The 25,953-nt window shown below is 70.4% G+C and carries 20 protein-coding genes; 11 read left to right on the top strand and 9 right to left on the bottom strand.

Annotation, left to right across the window (positions count from 1 at the left end; genetic code table 11):
• Nucleotides 1-199: 199 nt before the first annotated feature.
• The 7 genes from IH48_RS0112895 to IH48_RS0112865 all read left to right on the top strand — a co-directional run bounded on the left by IH48_RS0112895 (nucleotide 200) and on the right by IH48_RS0112865 (nucleotide 11,635).
• A complete protein-coding gene (locus IH48_RS0112895; protein ID WP_051839686.1) occupies nucleotides 200-2,584 on the top strand; it encodes an ABC transporter family substrate-binding protein in 2,385 nt (794 codons plus the stop codon).
• Between the two features lie 407 nt (nucleotides 2,585-2,991).
• Entirely contained in the window at nucleotides 2,992-4,866 is a 1,875-nt protein-coding gene (typA, locus tag IH48_RS0112890) for a translational GTPase TypA (protein WP_030903155.1), read from the top strand.
• A 491-nt stretch (nucleotides 4,867-5,357) separates the two neighbouring features.
• Nucleotides 5,358-6,389, top strand: coding sequence for an ABC transporter permease (locus IH48_RS0112885; RefSeq protein ID WP_030903154.1), 1,032 nt, complete (start codon nucleotides 5,358-5,360; stop codon nucleotides 6,387-6,389).
• A gap of 108 nt (nucleotides 6,390-6,497) precedes the next feature.
• Entirely contained in the window at nucleotides 6,498-8,303 is a 1,806-nt protein-coding gene (locus tag IH48_RS0112880) for an ABC transporter substrate-binding protein (protein WP_030903152.1), read from the top strand.
• A gap of 134 nt (nucleotides 8,304-8,437) precedes the next feature.
• Complete coding sequence (locus IH48_RS0112875) at nucleotides 8,438-9,415, top strand: ABC transporter permease (protein WP_030903151.1); 978 nt, start codon at nucleotides 8,438-8,440, stop codon at nucleotides 9,413-9,415.
• Nucleotides 9,416-9,426: 11 nt separating this feature from the next.
• A complete protein-coding gene (locus tag IH48_RS0112870; protein WP_030903150.1) occupies nucleotides 9,427-10,488 on the top strand; it encodes an ABC transporter ATP-binding protein in 1,062 nt (353 codons plus the stop codon).
• Between the two features lie 25 nt (nucleotides 10,489-10,513).
• On the top strand, nucleotides 10,514-11,635 hold the full coding sequence (locus tag IH48_RS0112865; protein WP_030903149.1) for an ABC transporter ATP-binding protein: 1,122 nt from the start codon (nucleotides 10,514-10,516) through the stop codon (nucleotides 11,633-11,635).
• A 616-nt stretch (nucleotides 11,636-12,251) separates the two neighbouring features.
• Here the strand turns inward: IH48_RS0112865 and IH48_RS0112860 are convergent.
• The 8 genes from IH48_RS0112860 to IH48_RS0112825 all read right to left on the bottom strand — a co-directional run bounded on the left by IH48_RS0112860 (nucleotide 12,252) and on the right by IH48_RS0112825 (nucleotide 19,932).
• Nucleotides 12,252-12,866: a response regulator transcription factor gene (locus IH48_RS0112860; protein ID WP_030903148.1), complete on the bottom strand. Its 615-nt coding sequence runs from the start codon at nucleotides 12,864-12,866 to the stop codon at nucleotides 12,252-12,254.
• Entirely contained in the window at nucleotides 12,863-13,993 is a 1,131-nt protein-coding gene (locus tag IH48_RS0112855; RefSeq protein WP_078849757.1) for a sensor histidine kinase, read from the bottom strand. The genes IH48_RS0112860 and IH48_RS0112855 overlap by 4 nt, the downstream gene beginning before the upstream one ends.
• Before the next feature lie 95 nt (nucleotides 13,994-14,088).
• Entirely contained in the window at nucleotides 14,089-14,829 is a 741-nt protein-coding gene (locus IH48_RS0112850) for an ABC transporter permease (RefSeq protein ID WP_030903143.1), read from the bottom strand.
• Nucleotides 14,826-15,749, bottom strand: a complete 924-nt coding sequence (locus IH48_RS0112845) for an ATP-binding cassette domain-containing protein (RefSeq protein WP_030903141.1) — start codon at nucleotides 15,747-15,749, stop codon at nucleotides 14,826-14,828. Before IH48_RS0112845 ends, IH48_RS0112850 begins: the two co-directional genes overlap by 4 nt.
• A 121-nt stretch (nucleotides 15,750-15,870) precedes the next feature.
• Entirely contained in the window at nucleotides 15,871-18,156 is a 2,286-nt protein-coding gene (locus tag IH48_RS0112840; protein WP_030903140.1) for a hypothetical protein, read from the bottom strand.
• Between the two features lie 197 nt (nucleotides 18,157-18,353).
• Entirely contained in the window at nucleotides 18,354-18,764 is a 411-nt protein-coding gene (locus IH48_RS0112835) for a DUF6113 family protein (RefSeq protein ID WP_030903139.1), read from the bottom strand.
• Nucleotides 18,761-19,678 (bottom strand): N-acetyl-1-D-myo-inositol-2-amino-2-deoxy-alpha-D-glucopyranoside deacetylase, encoded by a 918-nt coding sequence (mshB, locus tag IH48_RS0112830; protein WP_030903138.1) that lies wholly within the window; start codon nucleotides 19,676-19,678, stop codon nucleotides 18,761-18,763. Before mshB ends, IH48_RS0112835 begins: the two co-directional genes overlap by 4 nt.
• 59 nt (nucleotides 19,679-19,737) lie before the next feature.
• Nucleotides 19,738-19,932, bottom strand: coding sequence for a hypothetical protein (locus IH48_RS0112825; protein WP_030903137.1), 195 nt, complete (start codon nucleotides 19,930-19,932; stop codon nucleotides 19,738-19,740).
• Nucleotides 19,933-20,120: 188 nt separating this feature from the next.
• Here IH48_RS0112825 and IH48_RS0112820 point away from each other — a divergent pair, with 188 nt between their 5' ends.
• Nucleotides 20,121-22,256 (top strand): S9 family peptidase, encoded by a 2,136-nt coding sequence (locus IH48_RS0112820; protein ID WP_030903136.1) that lies wholly within the window; start codon nucleotides 20,121-20,123, stop codon nucleotides 22,254-22,256.
• A 45-nt stretch (nucleotides 22,257-22,301) separates the two neighbouring features.
• Nucleotides 22,302-22,964 (top strand): HAD family hydrolase, encoded by a 663-nt coding sequence (locus tag IH48_RS0112815; RefSeq protein ID WP_030903135.1) that lies wholly within the window; start codon nucleotides 22,302-22,304, stop codon nucleotides 22,962-22,964.
• Here the strand turns inward: IH48_RS0112815 and IH48_RS0112810 are convergent.
• Entirely contained in the window at nucleotides 22,945-24,165 is a 1,221-nt protein-coding gene (locus IH48_RS0112810; RefSeq protein WP_030903134.1) for a helix-turn-helix domain-containing protein, read from the bottom strand. The two genes, IH48_RS0112815 and IH48_RS0112810, sit on opposite strands and share 20 nt — an antisense overlap.
• A gap of 377 nt (nucleotides 24,166-24,542) precedes the next feature.
• Between IH48_RS0112810 and IH48_RS33215 the strand changes: the two genes are divergently transcribed.
• Nucleotides 24,543-24,884, top strand: coding sequence for a hypothetical protein (locus IH48_RS33215; RefSeq protein WP_037841860.1), 342 nt, complete (start codon nucleotides 24,543-24,545; stop codon nucleotides 24,882-24,884).
• A gap of 408 nt (nucleotides 24,885-25,292) precedes the next feature.
• Complete coding sequence (locus IH48_RS0112800) at nucleotides 25,293-25,901, top strand: hypothetical protein (RefSeq protein ID WP_158710284.1); 609 nt, start codon at nucleotides 25,293-25,295, stop codon at nucleotides 25,899-25,901.
• Nucleotides 25,902-25,953 lie beyond the last annotated feature (52 nt).

Genomic DNA, 25,953 nt, shown 5'->3' with positions numbered 1-25,953 from the left:
CGGCTTCCTGTGCGTGTCTGAGAGTGTTCCGCGTCACATGCGTCTTGGGAAGGGCGCGTGCGCGAATGGGCCGCACGAGTGGCGTTGCCGGGGCGCGCCGCCGTGTCTCCCGCCGGGGCCCGGTACCGGCCACTTCAGTGGAGCGACATAGGTGTGATCATCTCTAAATTCCACAAAACAGGATGAAGAGGTACAAGTCATGTCCCAGGTCGGCGCCCCACGAGGGAGGACATGCTCCGGGAGGACGTGTTCCCGGACGTTCCGTTCCGTCGCGCTCCTCACCACAGGTGTCCTCGCCCTGCCCTTGCTGTCCGCCTGCGGCTCGGACAACAAGAACGGCGACCCCGCGGCCGCCGACATCGCGCCGGCCTCCCGCGACTCGCTCGCGCAGGGCGGCACCATGAAGTGGGCCGTCGACACGGTGCCCGCGACGCTCAACGCCTTCCAGGCGGACGCCGACGCCACCACCAGCCGCATCGCGGCAGCGGTGCTGCCCTCGATGTTCACGCTGGACGAGCACGGCACGCCGAAGCTGAACAGCGACTACGTCGAGTCCGCGAAGATCGTCGACCGCGAGCCCAAGCAGGTCGTGGAGTACAAGCTCAACCAGGCCGCCGTGTGGAGCAACGGGCGCGAGATCGGCGCGCCCGACTTCGTGGCCCAGTGGCACGCGCTGCGGGGCAAGAACTCGGCGTTCTGGACCGCGCGCAACGCCGGCTACAACCGGATCGAGAAGATCCAGCGCGGCAGGAACGACCTCGACGTCAAGGTCACCTTCAGCAACCCCTACGCGGACTGGCGTGCGCTGTTCACGCCGCTGTACCCGAAGGAGGTGATGGGCACGCCGAGCGCCTTCAACGACGACGCGCGCGCGTCGCTGAAGACCACGGCCGGGCCCTTCCGGGTCAAGTCCGTCGACCGCAAGAAGAAGATCACCACTCTCGTCCGCAACCCGCACTGGTGGGGGCAGCCCGCCAAGCTGAACGCGATCCAGCTGCGCGCCGTGCCCATGGGCAAGCGCGCCGCCGCGCTCGCCTCGGGCGACCTGGACGTCGCAGCTGTCGACACCGCCACGGCGCGCCGCGTCTCCTCCGCCTCCGGCTCCTCAGGACCCGCCGGGGTGCCCGTCCAGGGCGCGAAGGGACCCGAGGGCCGCAAGGCGCACAAGCCCACCGCCGAGGAGAAGGCGCAGGCGGCGCGGCGCGCGGCCGCGGACAAGGCCGCCACCAAGGCGCAGGCCGCGAAGCTCAAGGGCAAGGACCTCGCGGAGTTCAAGGACGAGCAGAAGGCGCTGAAGGCCTTCTCCGTCCGCAAGTCGCTGCAGCCCGCCTACACGCAGCTCGCCATGAACGGCGAGACCGGGCCGCTCTCGGACGACCGCGTGCGGCGCGCGGTCGCGCGGGCCCTCAACCGGCAAAAGCTCGCCGACGTCGTGCTCAAGCCGCTCGGCCTCCCGTCGAAGACGCTCGGCAGCCACCTCGCGGTGTCGGGCCAGCCGGCCTACGCGGACGCCAGCGACGCGCTGGGCAAGCAGGACACGCACCAGGCGCGCGCGCTGCTCGCGGACGCCGGCTGGACGCCCGAGGGACTGCGCGCGACGCCCAAGGACGCCACCAAGGCGGGCAGCGAGGGCCACGCGACCGACGCGGGAGGGAAGAAGTCCGAGGGCCCGAAGGCGGACAAGCAGGGGTCGGCGGGCTCGAAGACGCACGCGAGCGCGTCGGCGCACGCGTCCGCGAGCCCGTCGAAGTCCGCGAAGCCCTCGAAGTCGGCGAGCCCGTCGAAGTCCGCCAAGGGCAGGCACGGGGACTCCTCGGACGACAAGCCCATGGAGCAGCAGCCGGGCGGCATGGCCGGCGCCTACGCCCCGGCAGGTTCCGCCGCGCCCTCGGCCTCGCGGGGCGAGGCGGGCAAGGCGGGGCCGCTCGGCAAGGCGGGCAAGCCGCTGACACTCCGCTTCGTCCTCCCCTCGGGCCAGGACTCCGAGCAGCTGCGCAAGGTGGGCAAGAGCATCACCGGCATGCTCGCCAAGATCGGCATCAAGACCGAGCTGACGAAGGTGCCGGACGCCGGCTTCTTCAAGGACTACATCGCCTCGGGCGCGTACGACCTGGCCCTGTACTCGTGGCCCGCGACCGCCTACCCGGCGACCGACGGCCGGCCGATCTACGCCAAGCCGCAGCCGGCGTCCGACGGGTCGCTGATGGTCGAGCAGAACTACACCCGCGTCGGCACCGACCGCATCGACCAGCTGTTCGACCAGGCGGTGGGTGAGCTGGACCAGGGCAAGGAGGACGCCCTCCTCAAGAAGGCCGACGCGCGTATCTGGGCCGCCGCCGGCTCCATCCCGCTCTACCAGCGGCCCCAGCTCGTCGCCGCGAGGAACGACGTGCGCAACGTGGGCGCCTTCGGCTTCCGTACGCCCCGGTACCAGGACATCGGGTTCACGTCGCTCAAGGGCCACTCGGGCCCTGAGGCCAAGGCGTCCGCGTCGGCCTCCGCGTCGGCCAAGGCGTCCAAGGACACGGGCTCGTCCGGCGACGGCTCCGGTGACGACTCGGGCGACTCGGGCGACGACTCCTGAGCCTCTGAGCCGTCCCCGACGCGCGGAGACCCGCACGATCACGCAAAACCGCTTGCCCGCCGCACGTGCGGCGGGCAAGCTCATGTCCGAGTCCCGACCCGAGCTCAGCCGTCCGAGTCCCGCGCCCCCAGCGCCGGACGCCGCCGAGTGGCTGGGCACTGCCCGGCGTCAGGCCGCCTCCCCGCGTGAGGCCAGGCGCCGTCCCGAGAAGCTGTGGCCTCGCCCAGCGCGGGATCGGACGAGGGTGCCGGCGCTGGGGCTACCTCCCGGCCGAAGGCCGGGGGACTGCGGCGGGCCCCGGGTGCCACGGCCCCGTACCATGGACGCAGCCGTGCGTGACCGCCGGCGGGCGGACGGGCCAGACCGACAGCCGCCTCATCCCACGATCGAGAGAAGCGCCAGTCAGCATGCCCACGCGCCACGACATCCGCAACGTCGCCATCGTCGCCCACGTCGACCATGGCAAGACCACTCTGGTCGACGCCATGCTGAAGCAGGCCGGCGCCTTCGCCGCGCACGCCGCCGAGCATCTCGACGAGCGGATGATGGACACCAACGACCTGGAGCGTGAGAAGGGCATCACGATCCTGTCGAAGAACACCGCGGTCAAGTACCACCCGAAGGACGGTGGCGACGCCGTCACCATCAACATCATCGACACCCCCGGCCACGCCGACTTCGGCGGCGAGGTCGAGCGCGGCCTTTCCATGGTCGACGCGGTGGTGCTGCTGGTCGACGCCTCCGAGGGCCCGCTCCCGCAGACCCGCTTCGTGCTGCGCAAGGCGCTGACGGCGAAGCTGCCGGTGATTCTCTGCATCAACAAGACGGACCGCCCCGACGCGCGCATCGAGGAGGTCGTCGACGAGACGTACGACCTCTTCCTCGACCTGGACGCCGACGAGGAGCAGATCGAGTTCCCGATCGTCTACGCGTGCGCCCGTGACGGCGTCGCCTCGCTGACCAAGCCCGAGAACGGCACGGTCCCCGCCGACAGCAACAGCCTGGAGCCGTTCTTCTCCACGCTGCTCTCGCACGTCCCCGCACCCGAGTACGACGCGGACGCGCCGCTCCAGGCCCACGTCACCAACCTCGACGCGGACAACTTCCTCGGCCGCATCGCGCTGCTGCGCGTCGAGCAGGGCGAGCTGAAGAAGGGCCAGACCGTCGCCTGGATCAAGCGCGACGGCAGCGTGTCGAGCGTGCGCATCACCGAGCTGATGATGACCGAGGCGCTGACCCGCAAGCCGGCCGAGAAGGCGGGCCCAGGCGACATCTGCGCGGTCGCGGGCATTCCGGAGATCATGATCGGTGAGACGCTCGCCGACCCGGAGAACCCGATCCCGCTGCCGCTGATCACGGTCGACGAGCCCGCCATCTCCATGACCATCGGCACCAACACCTCGCCCCTGGTGGGCAAGGGCGGCAAGGGCCACAAGGTCACCGCCCGGCTCGTCAAGGACCGCCTGGAGCGCGAGCTCGTCGGCAACGTGTCGCTGCGCGTCCTGCCCACCGAGCGCCCCGACACCTGGGAGGTCCAGGGCCGCGGCGAACTGGCGCTCGCCATCCTCGTCGAGACGATGCGCCGTGAGGGCTTCGAGCTGACGGTCGGCAAGCCCGAGGTCGTCACCAAGGAGATCGACGGCAAGGTCCACGAGCCCGTCGAGCGCATGACGATCGACTCGCCCGAGGAGCACCTCGGCGCCATCACGCAGCTGATGGCCGCACGCAAGGGCCGCATGGAGACCATGACGAACCACGGCTCCGGCTGGGTGCGCATGGAGTGGCTGGTGCCCGCACGCGGACTCATCGGCTTCCGCACGGAGTTCCTGACGCAGACGCGCGGCACGGGCATCGCGCACTCCATCTTCGAGGGCCACGAGCCCTGGTTCGGCGAGCTGCGCACCCGCAACAACGGCTCCCTGGTCGCGGACCGCGCCGGCGTCGTGACGGCCTTCGCGATGACGAACCTGCAGGAGCGCGGCGTGCTGTTCGTGTCGCCGACGACCGAGGTCTACGAGGGCATGATCGTCGGCGAGAACTCGCGCTCCGACGACATGGACGTCAACATCACCAAGGAGAAGAAGCTCACCAACATGCGCTCCTCCACGGCCGACGTGACGGAGTCGCTGGTGCCGCCGAGGCTGCTGTCGCTCGAGCAGTCCCTGGAGTTCTGCCGCGACGACGAGTGCATCGAGGTCACCCCGGAGACCGTCCGGATCCGCAAGGTCGTGCTCGACCAGAAGACGCGGGGCCGCGCGGCCGCGCGCTCCAAGCACTCCTGACCGGGCGCCCGAACCGGCCCGTCCCCGCAGCGCCTGCCGCGGGGACGGGCCGTTTTCTATATCTTGATCAAGCCTTCGAGCAACTCATTTTCATGCGACGTGCGTCCGCATACCGGACGTCGCACTCCGGAACATACGGTAACGGTCCGTTTCGCGGGTGTCTGTCTGGCCTGGCTTTGTCCGGATTTCGGGCGGGGGGCACAGGCTGATGTTGTCAAAACGAGACCCTTTAAGTGTGGTTTACGGCCCGGACGTACTTAATAGTTGGCTCCATTGAGCTCGGGTCAATGGGTCATGCGCTGTGGGGGGCGACGACTCACGAGCACACTGAGGGCAAGCATCTCACGCGTCGGCACCGCTGGGTCAGCGCGCGTAGAAACCGCCCTCCTCGCAAGTGACAAGTGGACTCATGAGGAGGACCCCATGCGCGGTGCCATAAGCACCACACGGGTCGTGCGCGCGATGGTGATCCCCACGGGGGAAGGGCGATCGTGACAAGTCCAGTGCAGACCGAGGACACCTCGGTCCCCGGCGGAAACGGCCCGGACGCCCTCACCAAGGACGGGGCACAGGAGACGAAGACCCAGGAGGGCCTGTCTCCCGGCCAGCTGATGTGGCGGCGTTTCAGGCGCGACCGCACCGGGATCATATCGGCGTGCATCGTGATCTTCTTCTTCGCGATCGCGCTGCTCGCCCCGTTGATCAGCAAGGTGTACGGCAAGGACCCGTACACGCTGTACGGGCAGAACAGCCTCAATCTGCTCAACGAGTTCAACATGCCCGCCGGCTCGTTCGGCGGCGCGTCCGGCAGCTACTGGTTCGGCATCGAGCCCAACCTCGGCCGTGACGTCTTCACGCAGCTGCTGTACGGCATGCGCACGTCGATCTTCACCGCACTCGGCGCCACGGTGCTCATCGTGGTCGTCGGCGTCCTGATCGGCCTGGTGGGCGGCTACTTCGGCGGAGCCATCGACTACTGGCTCGGCCGGTTCACCGACCTCATGCTGGGCTTCCCCTCCCAGCTCTTCATGATCGCCTCCATGCCGGTCATCACCGCCGCCTTCGTCGCCCCGGACGAGAACACCCCGACGTGGCTGCGGGCCGGCGCGATCATCCTGGTCGTCGGCGGCCTCGGCTGGATGGGCATCGCCCGTCTGATGAGGGCGGCCACCCTCACCATGCGCGAGCGCGAGTTCGTCGAGGCGGCGAAGATCTCCGGCGCCTCACCGTGGCGGATCATCCGCAAGGAGCTGCTGCCGAACCTCTGGTCGCCGATCCTGGTCCAGGCGACGCTGCAGCTGCCGAACACCGTGCTGAACGTGGCGTTCCTGTCCTTCGTCGGCGTCGGCTTCGTCGAGCCGACCCCGGACTGGGGGCGCATGTTCGCCAACGGAGCGGACTACATCCAGCTTGACCCGTGGTACATGCTCTACCCCGGTGTCGCGATGGTCATCTTCGTGGTGGCCTTCAACCTCCTCGGCGACTCGGTCCGAGACGCTTTCGACCCGAAGTCCGGGCGCTGACACATCCGTCGGCTCCCCGCTGAGGGGACCTGCCGCACCAGGTACGCGGATTCAGGCCGTGTACAGGCAGTACCGCCCGATCACTACTGAAGATAGGTACTCACCACCATGAGGATCTTTGGCTCGCGCAGAACGCAGGCCGCGGTCATAGCCGTCGCCGCCGGCTCGCTGGCGCTCACCGCGTGTGGGGGCGGCAGCGACAACGGCAGCAAGGGTCAGCCCAAGACGCAGACCCAGAAGGACGCCAAGAAGATGAGCGAGCCGGTGAAGTTCGGCGACGCGGCGGCCTCCACAGGACCCGCCCCCGCCGTGCCCGGCGCGCACAGCGGCGGCACCATGCAGGTCTACCAGAAGAGCGACTTCTCGCACCTGGACCCGGGCCAGACCTACGTCAGCGACGGCAAGGTCCTCGACGACCTGCTCCAGCGCGGCCTGACGCAGTACTCCCAGGACGCCAACGGCAACCTGACCGTCGTCGGCGACCTCGCCACCGACTCGGGCAAGGAGTCCGACGGCGGCAAGACCTGGACGTACACGCTGAAGGACGGCATCAAGGACCAGAACGGCAACGCGATCACGTCCGCCGTCATCCGCCACTCCATCGAGCGCCTGTACGCGTCCTTCGAGACGGACGGTCCGACGTACATCCAGCAGTGGCTGTCCGGCGCCGGCAGCTCCTACCGCAAGGCGCTGCCGAAGGGCGGCTACGACGGCAAGCACCTGCCCGACTCGGTGCTCGCCACGCCCGACGCCAAGACCGTCGTCTTCCACTTCAAGACGCCCGAGCCGGACCTGCCGCAGGCGCTCACCATGCCCGGCTACTCCGCCGTGCCGATCAAGGGCGACACGAAGCAGAAGTACGACCAGATGCCGCTGTCGACCGGTCCCTACAAGATCGCCGACTTCAAGCCCGGCAAGTCGATGACGCTGGTCAAGAACCCGCAGTGGGACCCGAAGACCGACTCGGTCCGCCACCAGTACGTGGACGGGTTCGACATCAACCTCAACGTGCAGAACGAGGACCAGACCAAGGCGATCCTCGCCGACCGCGGCAACGACAAGAACGCCATGATGTGGACGGGCGCCGTCGCGACGACCGAGGTCCCGAAGGTCACGGCCGACAAGGCCGCCATGAAGCGCACGATCCAGGGCTACCAGCCCTACGTGTGGCAGATGAACTTCAACATGAACCGCATCAAGGACAAGCGGATCCGTGACGCCATCGCGTACGCGATGCCGAGCGCCCAGATGTACAAGCTCGACGGCGGCGCCTACGGCGGCGAGGTCGCGACCGGCCTGCTGGCCCCGACCCTGCCCGGCTTCGACCCGACCTTCGACCCCTTCGGCAAGAAGAAGAAGCCGAACGGCGACATCCCGAAGGCCAAGAAGCTCATCAAGGAAGCGCACGCGGTCGGCAAGAAGGTCGTCTACGCGTACGCCAACACGCAGATCCGCCAGCAGCAGTCGGTGGTCATCACCAACATGCTGAAGGAGATCGGCCTCGACCCGGTGACGAAGGAGATCGACAACGCCACCTGGTACGAGCAGATGGGCAAGATCAAGAACGGCATGGACCTGTACATGACCGGCTGGGGCCAGGACTGGCCGTCGGCCTCCACGGTCATCCCGCCGTCGTACGACGGGACCAACCTGCAGGACGGGTCGTCCGACTACTCGCACATCAACGACCCGAAGGTCAACGCGGCCATTCACAAGGCCGAGAAGATCACGGACCCGACGAAGGCCAACGCCGCCTGGAAGGCGATCCACGAGGACATCGTCAAGCGGATCAACCCGGCCGCCCCGGTGTACTTCACGAAGACCTTCCAGATCTTCGGCTCCAACGTCGGCGGACTGCGCTACTCGAACGACCTGAACGAGGTCGACGTGAAGCAGGTCTTCCTGAAGAAGTAACCCTTCTTTCAGGAAGCACCAGCCCGTAAGCCCGGTCCCGATGGTGCGCACCCGGCGGAGTGCGCACCATCGGGGTGCCGGACGCCCGTTCCGACCCGTCACCGCAGCCGCCGTCCTGAGAGCAGCGACCAGCCATGCTTCAATTCCTCATTCGCCGGACGTTCGGCGCCTTCCTGATCCTCGTATTGATCAGTGCGATCACATACTTCATGTTCTTCGCCATCCCGCAGGACCCCGCCCTGCTGGCCTGCGGCAAGAACTGCACGCCTGACGCGCTGGCGGTCGTCCACAAGAACCTGGGTCTCGACCAGCCGGTACCCGTCCAGTACTGGCACTACGTGGTCGGCATCGTGATGGGCCGCGACATCCAGGGAGGCCACTGCGCTGCGCCCTGCCTCGGCGTCTCCTTCGCCAACGGCCGCAACGTCTGGTCCACCATCCTGGACCGCTTCCCGCTGACGCTCTCCCTGATGGTCGGCGGCGCCATCGTCTTCCTGATCGTCGGCCTCGGCGCCGGCATGCTCGCGGCCTACAAGAAGGGTTCGCTGACCGACAAGATCTTCAGTGGCGGCTCGCTGGTGCTCAGCTCGCTGCAGATCTACTTCCTCGGTCCGCTGGTGATGCTCGCGCTGGTCTTCTCCACCGGCTGGCTGGCGAAACCGTCGTACACGCCGATCACCGAGAACCCCGTCGCATGGTTCAGCGGCCTCATCATCCCGTGGGCCGTCATGTCCACGATCTTCACCGCGCAGTACACCCGCATGTCGCGCTCCTCGATGATCGAGCAGCTCCAGGAGGAGCACGTCAGAGCGGCCCGCGCGAAGGGCATGTCCGCCCCGTACGTCTTCTTCCGGTACGCGTGGCGCGGTTCGCTGATCCCGATCGTCACCATCCTCGGCATCGACATCGGCGCCCTGCTCGGCGGCGGCATCGTCACCGAGATCACCTTCAACCTCGCGGGTGTCGGCAGGCTCGCCCGTGACTCGGTGATCCAGAAGGACCTGCCCACGACCCTGGGTGTGATGCTGTTCAGCTCCGCCTTCATCCTGCTGTGCAACATCATCGTGGACGCGTGCTACGCCTTCATCGATCCGCGCGTACGGCTGTCCTAGGAGTATCGACAGTGACCACACTCACCAAGCCCGAGGACGCCCCGGCGCCGACCGCTTCCGAGTCCTTCCTCTCGGTCCGCGACCTCAACGTGCGCTTCTCCACCGAGGGGGGCATCGTCAAGGCCGTCAACGGGCTCTCCTTCGACCTGGAGCGCGGCAAGACGCTCGGCATCGTGGGCGAGTCCGGCTCCGGCAAGTCGGTGACCAACCTCTCCATCCTCGGCCTGCACGCGCCCGAGACCACCACGGTCGAGGGCGAGATCTGGGTCGACGGCCAGGACGTCACCGACCTGTCGCGCAAGGAGCTCGAGAACCTGCGCGGCAACAAGATCTCGATGATCTTCCAGGACGCGCTGACCGCGCTCTCGCCGTACTACACGGTGGGCCGGCAGATCGGCGAGCCCTTCCGCAAGCACACGGGCGCCTCGAAGAGCGAGGCCCGCCAGCGGGCCATCGAGATGCTCGGCAAGGTCGGCATCCCCGACCCCAAGAACCGGGTCGACGACTACCCGCACCAGTTCTCCGGCGGTATGCGCCAGCGCGCGATGATCGCCATGTCTCTGATGTGCAACCCGTCGCTGCTGATCGCGGACGAGCCCACCACGGCGCTCGACGTGACGGTCCAGGCGCAGATCCTCGACCTGCTCAAGGACCTCCAGCAGGAGTTCGGCTCCGCGATCATCCTGATCACGCACGACCTCGGCGTCGTCGCCAACACAGCCGACGACATCCTGGTGATGTACGCGGGACGCGCCGTGGAGCGCGGCACCACGCGCGAGGTCCTCAAGTCGCCGCAACACCCGTACACGTGGGGCCTGCTCTCCTCCATGCCGGGTCTCTCGGGCGACGTGGACGAACCACTGCGGCCGATCCCGGGCACCCCGCCCAGCCTGCTCAACCCGCCGTCCGGCTGCCCGTTCCATCCCCGGTGCGAGTTCGTCGACCTGGTCGAGGGCAGCGCGTGCTCGACCGAGCGGCCGGCGCTGCCCGCAGGACGGGGTTCCGCCTGCCACCTGACGGCGGAACAGAAACGGCAAGTGTTCATCGAGAAGATTCAGCCCCGGCTGGGCTGACGTACCGGCGACTGGGGCTATCACCATGAGCGAGAACAAGACGACCACGGCTGTCGGCGACAGCGCCACGGCGGTGAAGGACCGCCCGCTGCTCGCGGTCGAGGGACTGACCAAGCACTTCCCGATCTACGGGGGGTTCCCCTTCAAGCGGCAGGTCGGCGCCGTCCAGGCCGTCGACGGCGTGACGCTGGACGTCTTCCCCGGCGAGAGCCTCGGCCTCGTCGGCGAGTCCGGCTGCGGCAAGTCGACCACGGGCCGGATGCTCACCCGGCTCCTGGAGCCGACCGGCGGATCGATCACGTACGAGGGTCGCGACATCACGCACGCGAACCGCAGGGAACTGGCGCCGATCAGGTCCGAGATCCAGATGATCTTCCAGGACCCGTACGCCTCCCTCAACCCGCGCCAGACCGTCGGCAAGATCATCTCAGGACCGATGGAGATCAACGGCATCAACCCGCCCGGCGGCCGGGAGGCCCGGGTGCGGGAGCTGCTTGAGACGGTCGGCCTCAACCCCGAGCACTACAACCGCTTCCCGCACGAGTTCTCCGGCGGCCAGCGGCAGCGTGTCGGGGTGGCGAGGGCGCTCGCCCTCGAACCGAAGCTGATCATCGCGGACGAGCCCGTGTCGGCCCTGGACGTCTCCATCCAGGCGCAGGTCGTCAACCTGCTCCAGGAGCTCCAGCGTGAGCGCGGCATCGCGTTCGTCTTCATCGCCCACGACCTGTCCATCGTGCGGCACTTCTCGCAGCGCGTCGCGGTGATGTACCTGGGCAAGCTGGTCGAGATCGCCGACCGCGACACGCTCTACAGCGGCCCCCGCCACCCGTACACGCACGCCCTGCTGTCCGCGGTGCCGGAGACCGACATCGACGTGCAGAAGCGCGAGCGCATCCGCCTGGTGGGCGACGTGCCGTCGCCGATCATGCCGCCGTCCGGCTGCCGGTTCCGCACCCGCTGCTGGAAGGCGCAGGACAAGTGCGCCACGGAGGAGCCGCCGCTGGTGCAGCTCAGCGGCAACAAGCCGGGCCACCTGACCGCCTGCCACTTCCCCGAGGACCCGACCATCGAGGCCGGCGCCCGCAAGGAGGACGTGGTGATGGACCCGGCGCTGCGGTCGCTGGAGAAGGACGTCAAGAAGGCCTGACGCCCGCGTTCACGACGAACGGCCCCGCTCCCCGCCCGGGGGGCGGGGCCGTTCGCCGTCCGGGTTGCGGGGGTGTCGCCACGGGGTCGCGTGCCCCTCGCCGCCGGGTGGGAGGGACGGCTGGCGCTGCGTCGGGGCGTGCCGGGCCGTCGCCGACGACGGCTCCTGCGCCGGGTCCAGGGGCTGTGGCCCCGCTGCCGGATGCGCACAGCCCGGTCCTCCCCGAGCCCCGGGGGGCGGGGCCGTTCGCCGTCCGCGCTGCGGGGCATACCCGTCGAGCCGCGTGCCCCTGGCCGCCGGGGCGGCCGCTCCGGGGGATCAGTGGGCGTGCGCCACGCGCCGGCGGGGGAGTGCAGGCCGCACGCCGTCCAGACGCGGGGGCATGTGCCTCCGCGTCTGCTGACGGCCGGGCCGCTGGCGCCTCCGGCGGGCGGGAGCGGGGAGTTGGCGCGCGCCGCATCCTCTGTGTCCGGCGCCTGGCGCCGGGCAGGCGGACGCGGACGCCCTTCCGGGCGTGCGTCCCCCGCGTCCCGCGTCCTGGGCGTGTCGTCGGCCCACGGCATCGACCGGAGCGGGCAGGGGGCCCGAGGCGCCCGGCAGGGGCACGGGCGCGGGGTCAGAGCCAGCCCTTTTCCCTGGCCGTGCGGACCGCCTCCGCCCTGTTGCGCACCGCCAGTTTCTGGATCGCCGTCGACAAGTAGTTGCGCACCGTGCCCTGCGACAGGTGCAGCGTCCGTGCCAGTTCCGCGTTCGTGGAGCCGTCCGACGCCGCGGCCAGGACCTCGCGCTCACGGCTTGTCAGCGGGTTCGCGCCCTCCGCCAGGGCGGCGGCCGCCAGTACCGGGTCGATGACGTGCTCGCCCCGCAGGACCCGGCGCACCGCGCCGGCCAGTTCGGCCGCCGGGGCGTCCTTCACCAGGAACGCCGCCGCGCCCGCCTCCATCGCGCGGCGCAGGTACCCCGGCCTGCCGAACGTCGTCAGCACCACCACGCGCACCGACGGCAGCGCGGCCGCCAGTTCGGCCGCCGCGTCGATGCCCGTCATCCCGGGCATCTCGATGTCCAGCAGGGCCACGTCGACCGCGTGCTCCCGGGCCGCCGCCACCACCTCGTCGCCCCTGGCGACCTGCGCCACGACCGTCATGTCCGGTTCGAGGCCGAGCAGCGCCGCGAGCGCCTCACGGACCATGGACTGGTCCTCCGCAAGGAGGATCCGGATCTGCGCGCTCATGCACCGGATCCTGTCAGACCCGCCCCACGCTGCGGATCCGGCGGATCCAGCGGCGCGCGCATCGTCAGCGTCACCCCGGAGCGCGACGAGCGCACGTCCAGCGTGCCGCCGACCTTGTCGAGCCGCTCGCCGAGCCCCGTCAGGCCGTTGCCGGCCGGCGCCGAGCCGAGGCCATGGCCGTCGTCCTCGACCGTCAGCTGCAGGAAGAGGCCCTCCAGCGTCTGGCGCGGCGCGAGACGGATCTCGCAGGACCCGGCCCCGCTGTGCCGCACGATGTTGGTCACCGCCTCCCGCAGCGACCACGCCAGCGCCGCCTCCGACTCCGTGCCGAGCACGCCCGGCAGTTCGGCCGGCGCCTCCACGGGCATACGCGTCTCGACCCCCGCCACCGCGAGCGTGGTGCACGCGCCGGCGAGCTCGCCGGACAGGGTGAGCCTGCGGTAGCCGCTGACCGCCTCGCGCACGTCCGTCAGCGCCTGGCGGCTGACCCGTTCGATGTCCGCGACCTGTTCGCCCGCCCGGTCGGGGTGGTCGGGCAGCATCCGCCCGGCCAGCTCGCTCTTGAGCGTGATGAGCGACAGGGAGTGGCCCAGCAGATCGTGCAGGTCGCGGGCCATGCGCAGGCGCTCCTCGTTGGCGGCCAGCGCCGCGACCGTGACCCGCGCCTCGCGCAGTTCGACTGTCGTGCGGACGAGTTGCCGCACGCCCGACATCGCGAACCCGCCCAGCAGCGCCGGCGTGATCAGCCAGGGCGTGAGCCCGTCGTCGTAGCCGTGCGGCAGAGCCACGAGCAGCAGCACGGCGACGGTGGCCGGGATCGCCACCGCCGCCTGCCGCAGCGGCAGCACCGCCCCCGCCGACACCGATACGTACACGAAGAGGACCAGCCACGGCGAACCCATGGTCAACGACAGGCAGACCGCGAGGGCGAGCACCCCCGCCAGCAGGCAGTCGAGAGTGTGGGAGCCGAGCACCCTGCTCGTGTACCGGAAGACCAGTAGCAGGTAGACGGCCACGAACGCGGCGAGGCCCAGCGCGCCGAGCGCCGTGGCCCACGGGCCGTGTCCGCCCCCGTAGAGGTCGCCCAGCGGCGGGGCGAGGTAGGCGAGCCAGATGCCGATCCACATCAGCTTGACCACCGCCTGGCGGCGGTTCTCCGGCGGCCGCCCGAGCCCCACGCCGGGGCCGCCGCCGGGCTGCTCGCCCCCCGCTGTCCTCGTCCTCACGCCTTCCTGGTGTCCTTCCGGTAGAGCCACGCGGCACCCGCGGCGAAGACGAGGAAGTAGCCCGCGACGATGGCCACGTCCTTGCCGTGCGGCGCGCCGCCCAGCTCGATCGCCTGCCCGAGGCCCGCATAGGCGTGGGTGGGCAGCCAGGCGGTGATGTCCTGCAGCCACTGAGGGTACGAGGTGGTCGGCAGCCACAGCCCGCCGAGGATCGACAGGCCGAAGTAGATGATCATCGTGATGGGGCGCACGGCGTCGCCGCTCGCCATGTACCCGATCGCCACGCCGAGCGCCGCGAAGCACAGGCTGCCGGCCCAGATCACGCCCGTGAGCGCGAGCCACTGCCACGGTGCCAGATGGACGTGCTTGATCGCCACGGCCACCAGGAACACGATGATGATGGACGGCAGGGACACCACGGCCGCGCCCGCGATCTTCGCGAGCACGTAGCCGCGCCCCGGCAGCGCCGTCAGCCGCAGCTGCCGCACCCAGCCCTTCTCCCGCTCCTTCGCGATACGCTCGCTGTTGCCCATGAGGACCGCGGTCAGCGCGCCGAAGGACGCCATGGCCACCATGTAGAACGCGCCCATGGTGAGCCCGCCGGTGCCCGAGACCACGGTGTTGCCCTGCGGGCCGGCGATCACGAGGAAGAGGCCCGCGGGATAGATCACCGAGAAGAACATGAACTTCTTGTTCCGCAGAGTGCGGGTGATCTCCAGCTTGATGAGGGTGTTCACGACGTCCTGGCCTCCTCGGCCTCGGTGATGGCCACGAAGGCCTGTTCGAGGCCGAGCCCCGAGACCTCCAGGTTCCGGGGGTAGCAGCCGAGACCGTACAGGGCGTGCACGGTCGCGTCGGCGTTGTGCGACTGGATGCGCACCGTGGTGCCGGAGAGCGACAGGGAGGCGAGGAAGGGCAGTCCGCGCAGCGCCTCCTCGTCGATCTCGCCCTCCAGGTCGAACGCGATGCGCCGGGCGCCCGCCTTCGCCTTGATCTCGGCCGCCGTGCCGTCCGCGAGCAGCCGCCCCTTGTGCAGCACCAGCACCCGGTCGGCGATCGCGTCGGCCTCCTCCAGGTAGTGCGTCGCGAACAGGACCGTACGGCCCTGGCCCGCCTGCTCCCGCATCGTCGACCAGAAGGCCTGGCGCGCCGTCACGTCCATGCCCGTCGTGGGCTCGTCCAGCACGATCAGGTCGGCCGCGCCCGCCGTCGCGAGCGCGAACCGCACGCGCTGCTCCTGGCCGCCGGAGAGCTTGTCGACCATGCGGTCGGCTATCCGGTCGATGCCGGCCCGGTTCATCACCTCGTCCACCGGGTACGGCTTCGGGTGCAGGTCGCAGGCGAGCTTGACGATCTCGCGGACCCGCACGCCCTCCATCAGGCCGCCTGATTGCAGCATCGCGCCGACGTGCCCCGCGGCGATGGCGCCCTGCGGGCTCTTCCCGAACACGCTGATGCGGCCGGAGTCGGGCGTGCGCAGCCCGAGCAGCAGGTCGAGCGTGGAGGACTTGCCCGCGCCGTTGGGGCCGAGCAGGGCCACCGTCTCGCCGGGGTGCAGGTCAAGGGTGAGGCCGTCCACGGCGCGCACCTGGCCGTACGCCTTCGACACGTCGGCGAAGGACGCCACCGCGGTCGCAGGGGGAGCTGTCGTCTTCATGGCTCCCATCCTGCCGAGGCGGTGGCGCGCGGCGGCAGTGCCGAATGTGGGAAACCCGGCATGACGGATGTCATGCCGGGTTCGTGACACGGGCGCCGCGAGCGGCACGCGGCCGGACGCGTCAGCCGGTCAGCCCCTTCGTCGGCGAGCCGATCTCGCGGGTGCGCTCCGCGGGCGTCTTGCCCCGCAGCGCCACCCGCAGCTGGTCGGCCACGTCCTGCGGGGTGACCGCCGTCGAGGAGCCGTCGGCGCGCTTGACCTTGACGCCGTCGAACGCGGAACCGTACGCGTTCTTCAGCGCCTTGAGGTCGTAGCTGTCCACCAGCTTCCCGTCGACCGCCTTCATCGAGAGGATCTTGGGCAGGGAGATCCCGCCGAACTGGATCGAGGCGCCGTTCGACGCCTTGATGGTGACGAGGTCGGACATCGCGGGCTTCGCGAAGTCCTTCATCGCCTGCTGGATGTCGGCCTGGCTGATCGTCGGCTGCTGCTCCACCGTCGGCAGGGTCACCGACACCGGACTGCCCGTCTCGACCTGGTTGCGGTACGCGTCCCGCACGGACTGCTTGGCACGCGCCACGTCCAGGCCCTTGCCCGCCTTACCGGCCACGGCGACGGGCTTTCCGGTGTCGAACGTGATGGTGCCCTCGCGCTCGGAGCCCAGGGAGCCCGCGATGCCGCTCAGGGCGGCCGTCAGCTTCTCGTCGTCCACCGGCATCACCGGGTCGATGGGACGCTGCCTGCCGAACAGCGAGCCCACCACGTCGACCGGGTTGTAGTCGGGTCCCGCGGCGGCCTGGACCGTGGCCTGGTCGTCCAGCGTCAGGCCCGCGTTCTCCGGCGACAGCGTGCTGCTCCTGCCGTCGACGGTCAGCTTCAGCGGCAGAGTCGCGCGCTTGCCGAGCTGCTTCTCCAGCGTGTCCACGGCCTGGTCCTTCGTGGAGCCGCCGATGTCGACGCCGAGCACGGTGGTGCCCTTCGGCACGTCGGTGTGGCTCATGACGAGACCCGCGCCGTACAGGCCGCCGGCGACCACGAGCAGCGCCACCACGCCGAGAACCGGCTTCGAGCGGCCCTTCTTCTTGGCGGCGGGTTTCGCGGGAGCCGCCGGCGCGGACGCCGCCTCGGGCCGTCCGGCCGCCGTGGGGCCGCCGGGGCCCGGGCCGCCGGGTCCCGGGCCCTGGCCGGGCGCGGGGCGGTCGTCGAGACGGGGCGTCAGGTCGGGGCGCGGGCGCGGGCCCTGGCCGCCCTGCGTGCCCGAGCCGGGGAACGGCGCCGTGCGCTGATCGGACGGCCTGATGGGGGCGCCGCTGCTGAGCGTGGACCCCGACACGTGGCCTGCGGCCGGAGCGCCGGGCTCGGGCGCGAGCTGCTGGGGCGTCAGGATGGCCGTGTCGTCCGAGAGGCGCGGCGGCGCGTCGCCCTGACGGGCCGTGGCGCTCGGCGCGGGGCCTTCGGGGTTTGTGTGGGTGGCGGTGGCGTGGTCTGCGCCGGGGTGCTGTCCGGTGAAGTCCGGGATCTCGGGCGAGCCGAACGGCGGGGTGTGGCCGGGGCCCGCCGGCATGGCGCCGAGCGTGGAACCACCGCTCGCGGGGCCTTCGGGGCTTGTGTGGGTCGCGGTGGGGTGGTCCGCGGCGGGGTGCTGTCCGGTGAAGTCCGGGATCTCGGGCGAGCCGAACGGCGGGGTGTGGCCGGGGCCCGCCGGCATGGCGCCGAGCGTGGAACCGCCGGTCGCGGGACCCGCGGTGGGGCCGTTCGGCCGGTCGTCCGGGCCGGGACCCGCGGTACCGGGGACGCCGAAGGGCGGGGTGCCGGGGCCGCCCGTGTGCGAGGCGCCGTCCTGGTACGGGTCCGGGCTGCCGAGGTCGCCGAACGGGGACGTGTCCTGCCCGGCGCCCGCCTCGCCCGCGCCCGGTACGGAACCGGCCGCGGTGACGGCGGCGCCCGCGCCCATCGTGTGGCCCGTGGACATCGGCTTGCGTGGCGCGAACCAGTCGCTCGTCGGCTTCTTCTCCGGCTGCGGCGCGGGCTCCTCGGCCGGGTCCTGCGCGGCCGAGGCCGCTGGATCGCCCGGCGCCGGCGTCGACCCCGTACGCTCGCCGCCGGCGTCGCTCTGGGCGAGCGCGGCGATGCCGCGCCCGTCCGTGGCCTCGCCGTCCGTCACCGGCGTGCGGACGACGACGGGCGGGATCGGCCGCGATCCGGGGATGTTGATGCGGATGCGCGTGGTCAGCGTGGTCTCGGTTCTGGGCTCGTCCTGCCGGGGACCGGCCGCCGAGCCGGCCTCGTCCGTGGCGTCCTGCTGACCCGGCGCCTGGCGCGATCCGTACGGCGGTGCCTCCGTCGGGTACGGCGAACCGCCGCGCCCGTGGGGCCCGGAGGGCGAACTCTCAGTTTCACGACTCAAAGCAGGTTCTCCCGGTTGGCTCCGCCGATGTTCGTACGGCTGGTGCACAGTTGTTCAGGTTCCCGTACCGGAAGCCGGGGGGACGGCCGGAGCGCGCACCACCATACTGGCCTCGGCCGACGTGTACCCGGCGACTGCGGGAAGCCACCCGTCCGGTGCGGCGGCCGCGAACCGGGTTCACCGGCCGACTGCCGTGCTCAGCCGCCCTTGGGCCCCGGCCGGGCGGCGGGACCGGCGGGGCGCGAGACAGTGGCGCAGATCACAGCGATCACCATCCCGCCGAGCAGGTACACGAGCGGACCGATACCGGCGGCGAACACACCGTCACCCTCGGGGCGGCCCATGCTCAGCAGAATAACGGACACCACCCAGCCCACGACCGCCGAGCCGAGCCCCAACTGGCTGCCGGTGGCGTGCCGTCCGCCCAGGAAGACCGCCGCCGTCGCCAGCAGCGCGAGCACGAGGCCCCCGGGGAACAGGCCGCCCTGGACCAGCGAGCCCGCCGTGCCGACCGCGGCGCCGAGCACCAGCAGGCCGATGTACGCCGCCACCCGGCCGGGCCCGGGCCGCTGCGCAGGTGCGGCGCCCGGCCGCGTCGTCCCGCTCACGCGGCCGCCCCCTCGTCCTCGGCCCCCGCGCGCTGCACGCCGGAGAACAGGTCGCTCTCCCGCTCGCCGGGCCGCGCCCCCGCCTTGCCGCGCACCAGCTCGTAGTACTCGGTCGTGAACAGCGGCTGGCCCAGATCGTTGGAGAGGGCGAAGAACGGGCCGTCCACCGCGATCTGGGTCGCATGTGCCCGCATCGCGGCCGTCTTGCGCTGCGCGTGCGCGGAGCCGTCGATCGCCGCCGTGACCTTCGCGTCCTCCACCACGCCCGGTACGTCCGCCACGTCGGCGACGCCGGGGAAGGGGGTGCCGGTGGCGCGCAGCCGGGCGAATCCGGCCTCCGCCGCCGAGCGCGGCACGCGGTTCCAGTACACCTTCGCGATGGTGTGGGCCGGACCCAGGTCCTGGCGGTAACCCGCGTCGGCGGCGAGCTCGGCCGCGCGCATCGCGACCCGGTGGGCCTGGATGTGGTCGGGGTGCCCGTACCCGCCGTTGTCGTCGTACGTGACGAGGACCTGCGGGCGGACCGACCGCACGATCTCCACCAGGTACGGTGCCGCCGCGTCGACCTCCGCGTGCCAGAACGCGTTCTCCCGGTGGTTCTGCGGGAGGCCCATCATGCCCGAGTCGCGGAAGCGTCCAGGGCCGCCGAGGAAGCGGTGGTCGGTGACGCCCAGCGCCTCCATCGCGGCGGCCAGTTCGCCGATCCTGTGCGCGCCGAGCGTGTCGTCCCGGTCGGCCGCGAGGTGTGCGAGCCCGGGCGGGATGACCTCTCCCTCCTCGCCGAGGGTGCAGGTCACCAGCGTCACGCCGGCGCCCTCGGCCGCGTACTTGGCCATGGTGGCGCCGTTGTTGATCGTTTCGTCGTCCGGATGCGCGTGCACGAGCAGCAGCCGGCGGTCGGACGGGTCGGTCATGGCACCAGACTACGAGCAGCCACCGACAGCGCCCCCGGGGCGGTGGCCGTAAGCGGCGGTCAGAACTTGATGTTCCCGATCATGCCCGCGACGCTCGACGTCAGCGAGGTGATCGTCGGCGCAACCGACGAACTCGCGAGGAAGAAGCCGGCCAGCGCGCAGACGATCGCGTGTCCGGCCTTCAGCCCCGACTTGCGGATCATCATGACGACGATGATCACGAGCAGCACCGCCAGCGAGATCGAGAGCACCACGGTGGTTCACCTCCACGGGGCGTTGGTCGAGACCTGGTCGGTGGAAAGCGCGGGCAGCATGTGCCCGGCGGGTGTTTCCTACCCACCCACCGCTACGGATCATAACTATCCGTACCAACGCATCGATCGGAGCACGGCAGCACGACGGGGGCGCACGCCTGTCGCACAGGGGCGCTAGATTCGCGGTCATGACCACGACGGACCAGCTTTCCTTCCCGCGTCAGCACGCGGTGACCCAGAGGTTCACGCTCGGCGCCCCGCGCGCGTTCGCGGTCTCGCCCGACGGGGCGCGGGTGGCCTTCCTGCGGTCCTCAGGAGGCACCGACCGGGTGAACCGGCTGTGGGTGCTCGACCTGGCGGCGCCGGGCGGCCCGCGCGAGCGGATCGCCGCGGACCCGGCCGCGCTGCTCGGCGGCGCGCCGGAGCACCTGTCCGCGCAGGAGCGCGCCCGGCGCGAGCGGACCAGGGAGGGCTCGGCCGGGATCGTCGGCTACGCGGTCGACGCGGCCGCCGAGACGGCCGTCTTCGCCCTGTCGGGCCGCCTGTTCACCGCGTCCCTCACGGAGCCCCTGGTGCGTGAGCTCGACGCCCCGGGACCGGTCATCGACCCCCGGCTCTCCCCCGACGGCAGCCGCGTCGCCTACGTGACGCGCGGGGCGCTGCGCGTGGCCGGGGCGGACGGCTCGGGCGACCGGGAGATCGCGTCGCCCGAGAAGGACGAGGTCGCCTACGGGGTTGCCGAGTTCGTCGCGGCCGAGGAGATGGAGCGCACGCGCGGCTTCTGGTGGTCCCCAGAGTCGGACCGGCTGCTCGTCGCGCGCGTGGACACCGCGAAGGTCCGCAGGTGGTGGATCTCCGACCCGGCACACCCCGACCAGCCGCCCGCCTCCGTGCCGTACCCGGCCGCGGGCACGCCCATCGCGGACGTGACGCTCTTCCTCATGGGCCTGGCGGGCGAGCGCACCGAGGTGGTGTGGGACAGGGCGCGCTTTCCGTACCTCGCGCGCGTGCACTGGTCGCAGTCGGGCGCGCCGCTGCTGCTCGTCCAGTCGAGGGACCAGAAGCACCACCGGTACCTGGCGGTCAACACCGCCTCGGGCGAGACCCGCCTCGTGCACGAGGACGAGGACGCGCGCTGGCTCGAACTGCACGACGGCGTGCCGGCCTGGGCGCCGGACGGCAGGCTCGTGCGCATCGCGGACGAGGGCGGCGCGCGCGTCCTGGTCGTGGGGGACAGGGCGCTGACGGGCGGGCAGTTGCACGTACGCGCCGTGCTCGACATCGACGTGCGCGACATCCTCGTCTCGGCCTCCGCGGGGCCGGAGGCCGAGGACCCCGAGACCGGCGAGGTGCACGTCTACCGCGTCAACGAACTCGGCGTCCGGCGCGTCTCGGAGGGTCCCGGCCTGCACACGGCCGTACGCGGCGGGCAGTCCACGCTCCTGCGGACGGCGGGACCGGGACCCGAGGGCCCCGCGGTGGCCGTCGTGCGGGAGGGCAGGCCGCCCGTGGAGGTCGTCTCGTACGCGCAGGAACCGGTGCTCACCGGGCGCTTCCGGCTGGTCGAGGCGGGGGAGCGGCGCATCCCCACCGCCGTGCTGCTGCCCACCGGCTACGACGCGTCGCAGGGCAGCCTGCCGGTACTCCTCGACCCCTACGGCTTCCCGCACGCCCAGCGTGCGGTCGCCTCGCACCACGCGCACCTGACCTCCCAGTGGTTCGCGGACCAGGGGTTCGCCGTGATCAGGCCGGACGGCCGGGGCACGCCGGGCCGCAGCCCCGAGTGGGAGAAGTCCATCAAGGACGAGATGGCGGCGGTCATCCTGGAGGACCAGGTGGCCGCGCTCCAGGCGCTGGCCGAGGACTTCCCGCTCGACCTCGGCAGGGTCGCCGTGCGCGGCTGGTCGGGCGGCGGCTTCCTCTCGGCGCTCGCCGTGCTGCGCAGGCCCGACGTCTTCCACGCAGCCGTCGTCGGCGCGCCGGTCACCGACCTGCGGCTCTACGACTCGCACTACCAGGAGCGCTACCTCGGCGACCCGAACGAGAACCCGGAGGTGTACGCGCGCAACTCGCTGATCACCGACAAGGGCCTGTCGCTCGCCGCGGAACCCGCGCGCCCCATGATGATCATCCACGGCCTCGCGGACGACAACGTCGTGGTCGCGCACTCGCTGCGGCTGTCCACGGCACTGCTGGAAGCGGGCAGGCCGCACGAGGTGCTCCCGCTGACGGGCGCGACGCACATGACGCCGCAGGAGGAAATCGCGGAGAACCTGCTGCTGTTGCAGCTCGACTTCCTCAAGCGCTCGCTGGGCCTGGCCTGAGCGGGTGCCTGTGGTTGCGCCGGCGCCCGCCTCTACGATGCGGGCATGATCCGCGCAGTGGTCTTCGACGTTGGTGAGTGCCTCGTGGACGAGACGAGGGAGTACGGCACCTGGGCCGACTGGCTCGGTGTCCCCCGACACACCTTCCACGCCATGTTCGGCGCCGTCATCGCCCAGGGCCGCGACTACCGCGAGGTGTTCCAGGAGTTCCGGCCAGGCTTCGACCTCTACGCCGAGCGCGACAAGCGGGCCGCTGCCGGTCAGCCCGAGCACTTCGGCGAAGAGGACCTCTACCGGGATGTCCGCGACGCCTTGCGAACTCTGCGCGCGGACGGGTTGTGGCTTGCCATCGCCGGCAACCAGACCGTCCGCGCCGGGCGCATCCTGCGGGAACTGTTCACCCAGGACGTCGACCTGATCGGCACCTCGGACGACTGGGGCGCGTCGAAGCCCGACGCCGCGTTCTTCGAGCGCGTCGCCGCGGCTGTCCCCGCCGAGCCGGGCGAGATCCTCTACGTCGGTGACCGCGTCGACAACGACCTCGCACCTGCCACCGCGGCGGGAATGCGCACCGCGTTGGTACGCCGTGGCCCGTGGGCCACGATCCAGTGGGACAACGAAGACGCGAGGAGGCTCCCCACTTTCCGGGTGGAGAGCCTCCTCGAACTGTCTCCACGGGTCGGGTGGTTCAACGAGCGAGGGCGCTGACGGTCGTCTGCCAGCCGTACAGCCGGTCGTCCAGATCACGTACACAACGGTTCTGTTGATGCGGCACCAGAGCTCGGCGCACGGCGCGCACCCGGTCCATCCCGACCGCATACCAGGTGCGCTCCAACTGATCCAGCGCTCGCGCGGCGTACGCGCAGGCCTCGTCCGGGTGTCCGGCCGCAGCCTCTACGGCGGCGAGGTCTCCGAGCAGTACGCTTGCCTGCTTCTCCTCCGCCGGGTCGAGCGCTTCGAGCGCGCCCGCCAGGGCCTCACGGGCCTGTGGCAGATGCCCGGCCTTGAGCTGCACGTTGCCTTTGAACGCTGCCAAGCGGACGGGGTTGAACCAGTCGAACCACTCCGGGGGCCGCTGCTCGTCGCCGCGGGCGAGGATGTCTTCAGCATGCCCGATCAGGTTCAACGCCGTGCGCGGGCGGTCGCTGCGGACCTCGCATTCCGCTTCGACGGCGTCCAGCCACGCGAGGAACACGGCAGTGGCCTGGCCGCGACGGGCGTAGGTTCGCGCGGCCACCATGCGTTCCGCGGCGGCCTCATGGTCTCCGGCCCAGCCGGGTACGAACGCCGTGTGTGCGAGAACGGCCGCCCCGAGGAGATGGTCGTCGGCCTGTCCTGCGGCTTGCAGCGCTCGTAGCCAGGTGGCGTCAGCGGCGCCGGGCTCGTAGAGATCGAAGAACTCGATCCGACCGACGAGCAGCAAGGTCTCTGCCAGGCCGGCGGCGATCTGCACTCTGGTCTGCCCTGCGGTCTCGGTGAGCAGGGTGCGGCCGAGACTGGCGTGCGCGGCGGCGGTCGGGTGGAGGGTGGACGGTGCGACGGACCAGTACAGGCGACGGTGCGCTCGGATGACAGCGCCGTAATCGGCGGCTACTGTCGCTGGCTGCATCCTGGCGGGGGCCTGCGCGGGAACTGCGGCGAGTCCGACGGCTGCCACGGTTGCGGGCGTGCGGGGCCCGATAGCCGGAACCGTGGCAGGGGGAAGAAAGCCCAGGGCGTGGAGCTCCTGCCCGAGGACACGGACCAGGGCCTGCTGCAACTCGGCCTGGGGCCAAGGCGGGGAGTCGGACTCCCAGCGACGAACTTGCCGGACGCCGACCCCGAGTGCGTCGGCGAGGGCCTGTTGTGATGCGTATCCGGCGGCTACGCGGGCTGCCTTGAGCTGATGGTTGCCTGCGGGGCGTGCCATGGTCACCTCCTGAGTCGCTATCAGTGTTCCCTGAAAGTCCTTGCGTATGCCGATCTGTGCGCGAATGTGTGACAGAAGGCCCTGTTTTCCCTCCTGATGAGTCCTCTGGAAGTCCTCGAATGCTCTCGTATTCAGGGCCAAAGTTGAGGCCTTGACTCGACAGCCGATCAAGGGAGCTGAGGTATGGACCTCACGGCAGACCACTCGTCCTTGGATTCACCGTCTCTGACGACCGAGCAACGCCGCGGTGGTGCCTGCGCCTACTGCGACATGCCCGTGTCCACGGGGAGTGCCGTCGACCTCGGTGTGCGTCTCGACATCGATGGAATCCGGATCTTTCCCCGTGCCCACCGCGGCTGCCTCCCTGGCGGTGCGTCATGACTGCCTGCTTCGGCTGGTGCCACTGGCACGAAGGGTCCGCCGACAGCCTCAAGCTGGTCGGCGTCAGCGAACCCAGCGGCTATGGGGAGTACGCCTGTTCCTCGTGCCGTGACCTGCATGGCTTGAAGCCCGTCGACGAGCTGTCCTTGGACGAGTTCGTGCGCCGGAATGGCGGCGGCCGGGTGAGTGAGCGGCGACGCATGCAGTGCTTCAAAGGCGGATACGGACACGACTTCCCCATCGAGGACGAGCACGGCGCCTACTGTGAGGAGCACGGTGTGGAAGTCGTCTGGCGCCGCAGCCACCCTGCCGAACGGCCTCCCCTTCCGGAGCGGTAATACGTCGCGACGTGCGGAGCGGCCGTGACGTAGGCGATGGGCGACTGCGTCCTTGCGCCGCAACCGCGTCCGAGTACCTCGCAACGCTGACCCGGTCGGTGTAGCCCCGAACTCGCAACTCCCGCCGACCGGGGTGCCGCGCAGTGCATCACCACAGGTCCTTCACGTACGGGCGTACAACCGTGGCCAAACCGTGGAGATGATCACAGTTCAGTTGGGTGCCTTGTCCGGTTCGATGAGATTTACCTGATGGCTTGTCATGTACTCGGCGTTATAGGAAGGTGCGGCGGCATCGGACACGAGCCGCAGGTCGAGAAGGGAAAGATCTTGTCTGGTAGATCCAGAAGAAAGTCCATCCTTCGCCGAATAACCGTCGGCGTCGCAACGCTCCTGTTCCTGGGGTCCGGGGTGGCCACCGCGACAGCAGCCGACGGCGGTGGGTTTGACCGCAACCAGAATCCGTACGCCGCGCCGTCGACCCGGCCCGCCGCCGGGCCCGCGATGAAATCACTGGCCGCAGCGTCGCGGCCGGTGTCGGGCAAGAACCCCTCGGCCGGACCTGGCAAGAAGGACGCCTCAGGCGTCTGGCAGGTCAGCACGCCCGAGGTCAAGCTGAGCAACACCGTGACCGACGCGGATGGCAGCACGGCCAACCTCACCTTCGAGGTGTGGACCGCCGACTCGTCGGGGAACCCCAAGACCCAGGTGGCCATCAGCGACAACCAATACGGCGTCCTGGTATCCGACTTCGTCAAGTCCGGTTCCACTGCCTCCGTGACCGTGGGGGCCGGACGGCTGAAGCCGAACGGCGACTACGTCTTCCACACGTCTGCCTACGCCAAGGACAGCGGCCTGTACGAGACGTCGTGGTCGCCCTGGGCGCGCTTCCACGTCAGCATGCCCGTTGACCTGACGCTGCCCAACCCCAACACCTCGGCGCCGAATCCGGACCAGTCAGCTCAGCCGTATACCAACCTCGACTATTCAGCGGAATTGGTTGAGCTGATGCCCTGGTAGCAGAAAGGTGCCGCTGAGCTGCAAGGATGCGACTGTCGAGGAAGCATCGGGT

Source organism: Streptomyces sp. NRRL F-5126 (assembly GCF_000721265.1).
Lineage (GTDB): Bacteria > Actinomycetota > Actinomycetes > Streptomycetales > Streptomycetaceae > Streptomyces.
The sequence above is the reverse complement of the archived record's forward strand: the minus strand, read 5'-3'. Positions and strand labels throughout refer to the sequence as shown.

Excerpts from the sequence above, each read along its gene's own strand:
- IH48_RS0112895 (WP_051839686.1), top strand. The coding sequence starts at position 200 with ATGTCCCAGGTCGGCGCCCCACGAGGGAGGACATGCTCCGGGAGGACG.
- mshB (WP_030903138.1), bottom strand. The coding sequence starts at position 19,678 with ATGACCGACCCGTCCGACCGCCGGCTGCTGCTCGTGCACGCGCATCCG.
- IH48_RS0112810 (WP_030903134.1), bottom strand. The coding sequence starts at position 24,165 with ATGGCACGCCCCGCAGGCAACCATCAGCTCAAGGCAGCCCGCGTAGCC.
- IH48_RS0112815 (WP_030903135.1), top strand. The coding sequence starts at position 22,302 with ATGATCCGCGCAGTGGTCTTCGACGTTGGTGAGTGCCTCGTGGACGAG.
- IH48_RS0112845 (WP_030903141.1), bottom strand. The coding sequence starts at position 15,749 with ATGAAGACGACAGCTCCCCCTGCGACCGCGGTGGCGTCCTTCGCCGAC.
- IH48_RS0112855 (WP_078849757.1), bottom strand. The coding sequence starts at position 13,993 with ATGTGGATCGGCATCTGGCTCGCCTACCTCGCCCCGCCGCTGGGCGAC.
- IH48_RS0112880 (WP_030903152.1), top strand. The coding sequence starts at position 6,498 with ATGAGGATCTTTGGCTCGCGCAGAACGCAGGCCGCGGTCATAGCCGTC.
- IH48_RS33215 (WP_037841860.1), top strand. The coding sequence starts at position 24,543 with ATGACTGCCTGCTTCGGCTGGTGCCACTGGCACGAAGGGTCCGCCGAC.
- typA (WP_030903155.1), top strand. The coding sequence starts at position 2,992 with ATGCCCACGCGCCACGACATCCGCAACGTCGCCATCGTCGCCCACGTC.
- IH48_RS0112875 (WP_030903151.1), top strand. The coding sequence starts at position 8,438 with ATGCTTCAATTCCTCATTCGCCGGACGTTCGGCGCCTTCCTGATCCTC.
- IH48_RS0112860 (WP_030903148.1), bottom strand. The coding sequence starts at position 12,866 with ATGAGCGCGCAGATCCGGATCCTCCTTGCGGAGGACCAGTCCATGGTC.
- IH48_RS0112820 (WP_030903136.1), top strand. The coding sequence starts at position 20,121 with ATGACCACGACGGACCAGCTTTCCTTCCCGCGTCAGCACGCGGTGACC.
- IH48_RS0112865 (WP_030903149.1), top strand. The coding sequence starts at position 10,514 with ATGAGCGAGAACAAGACGACCACGGCTGTCGGCGACAGCGCCACGGCG.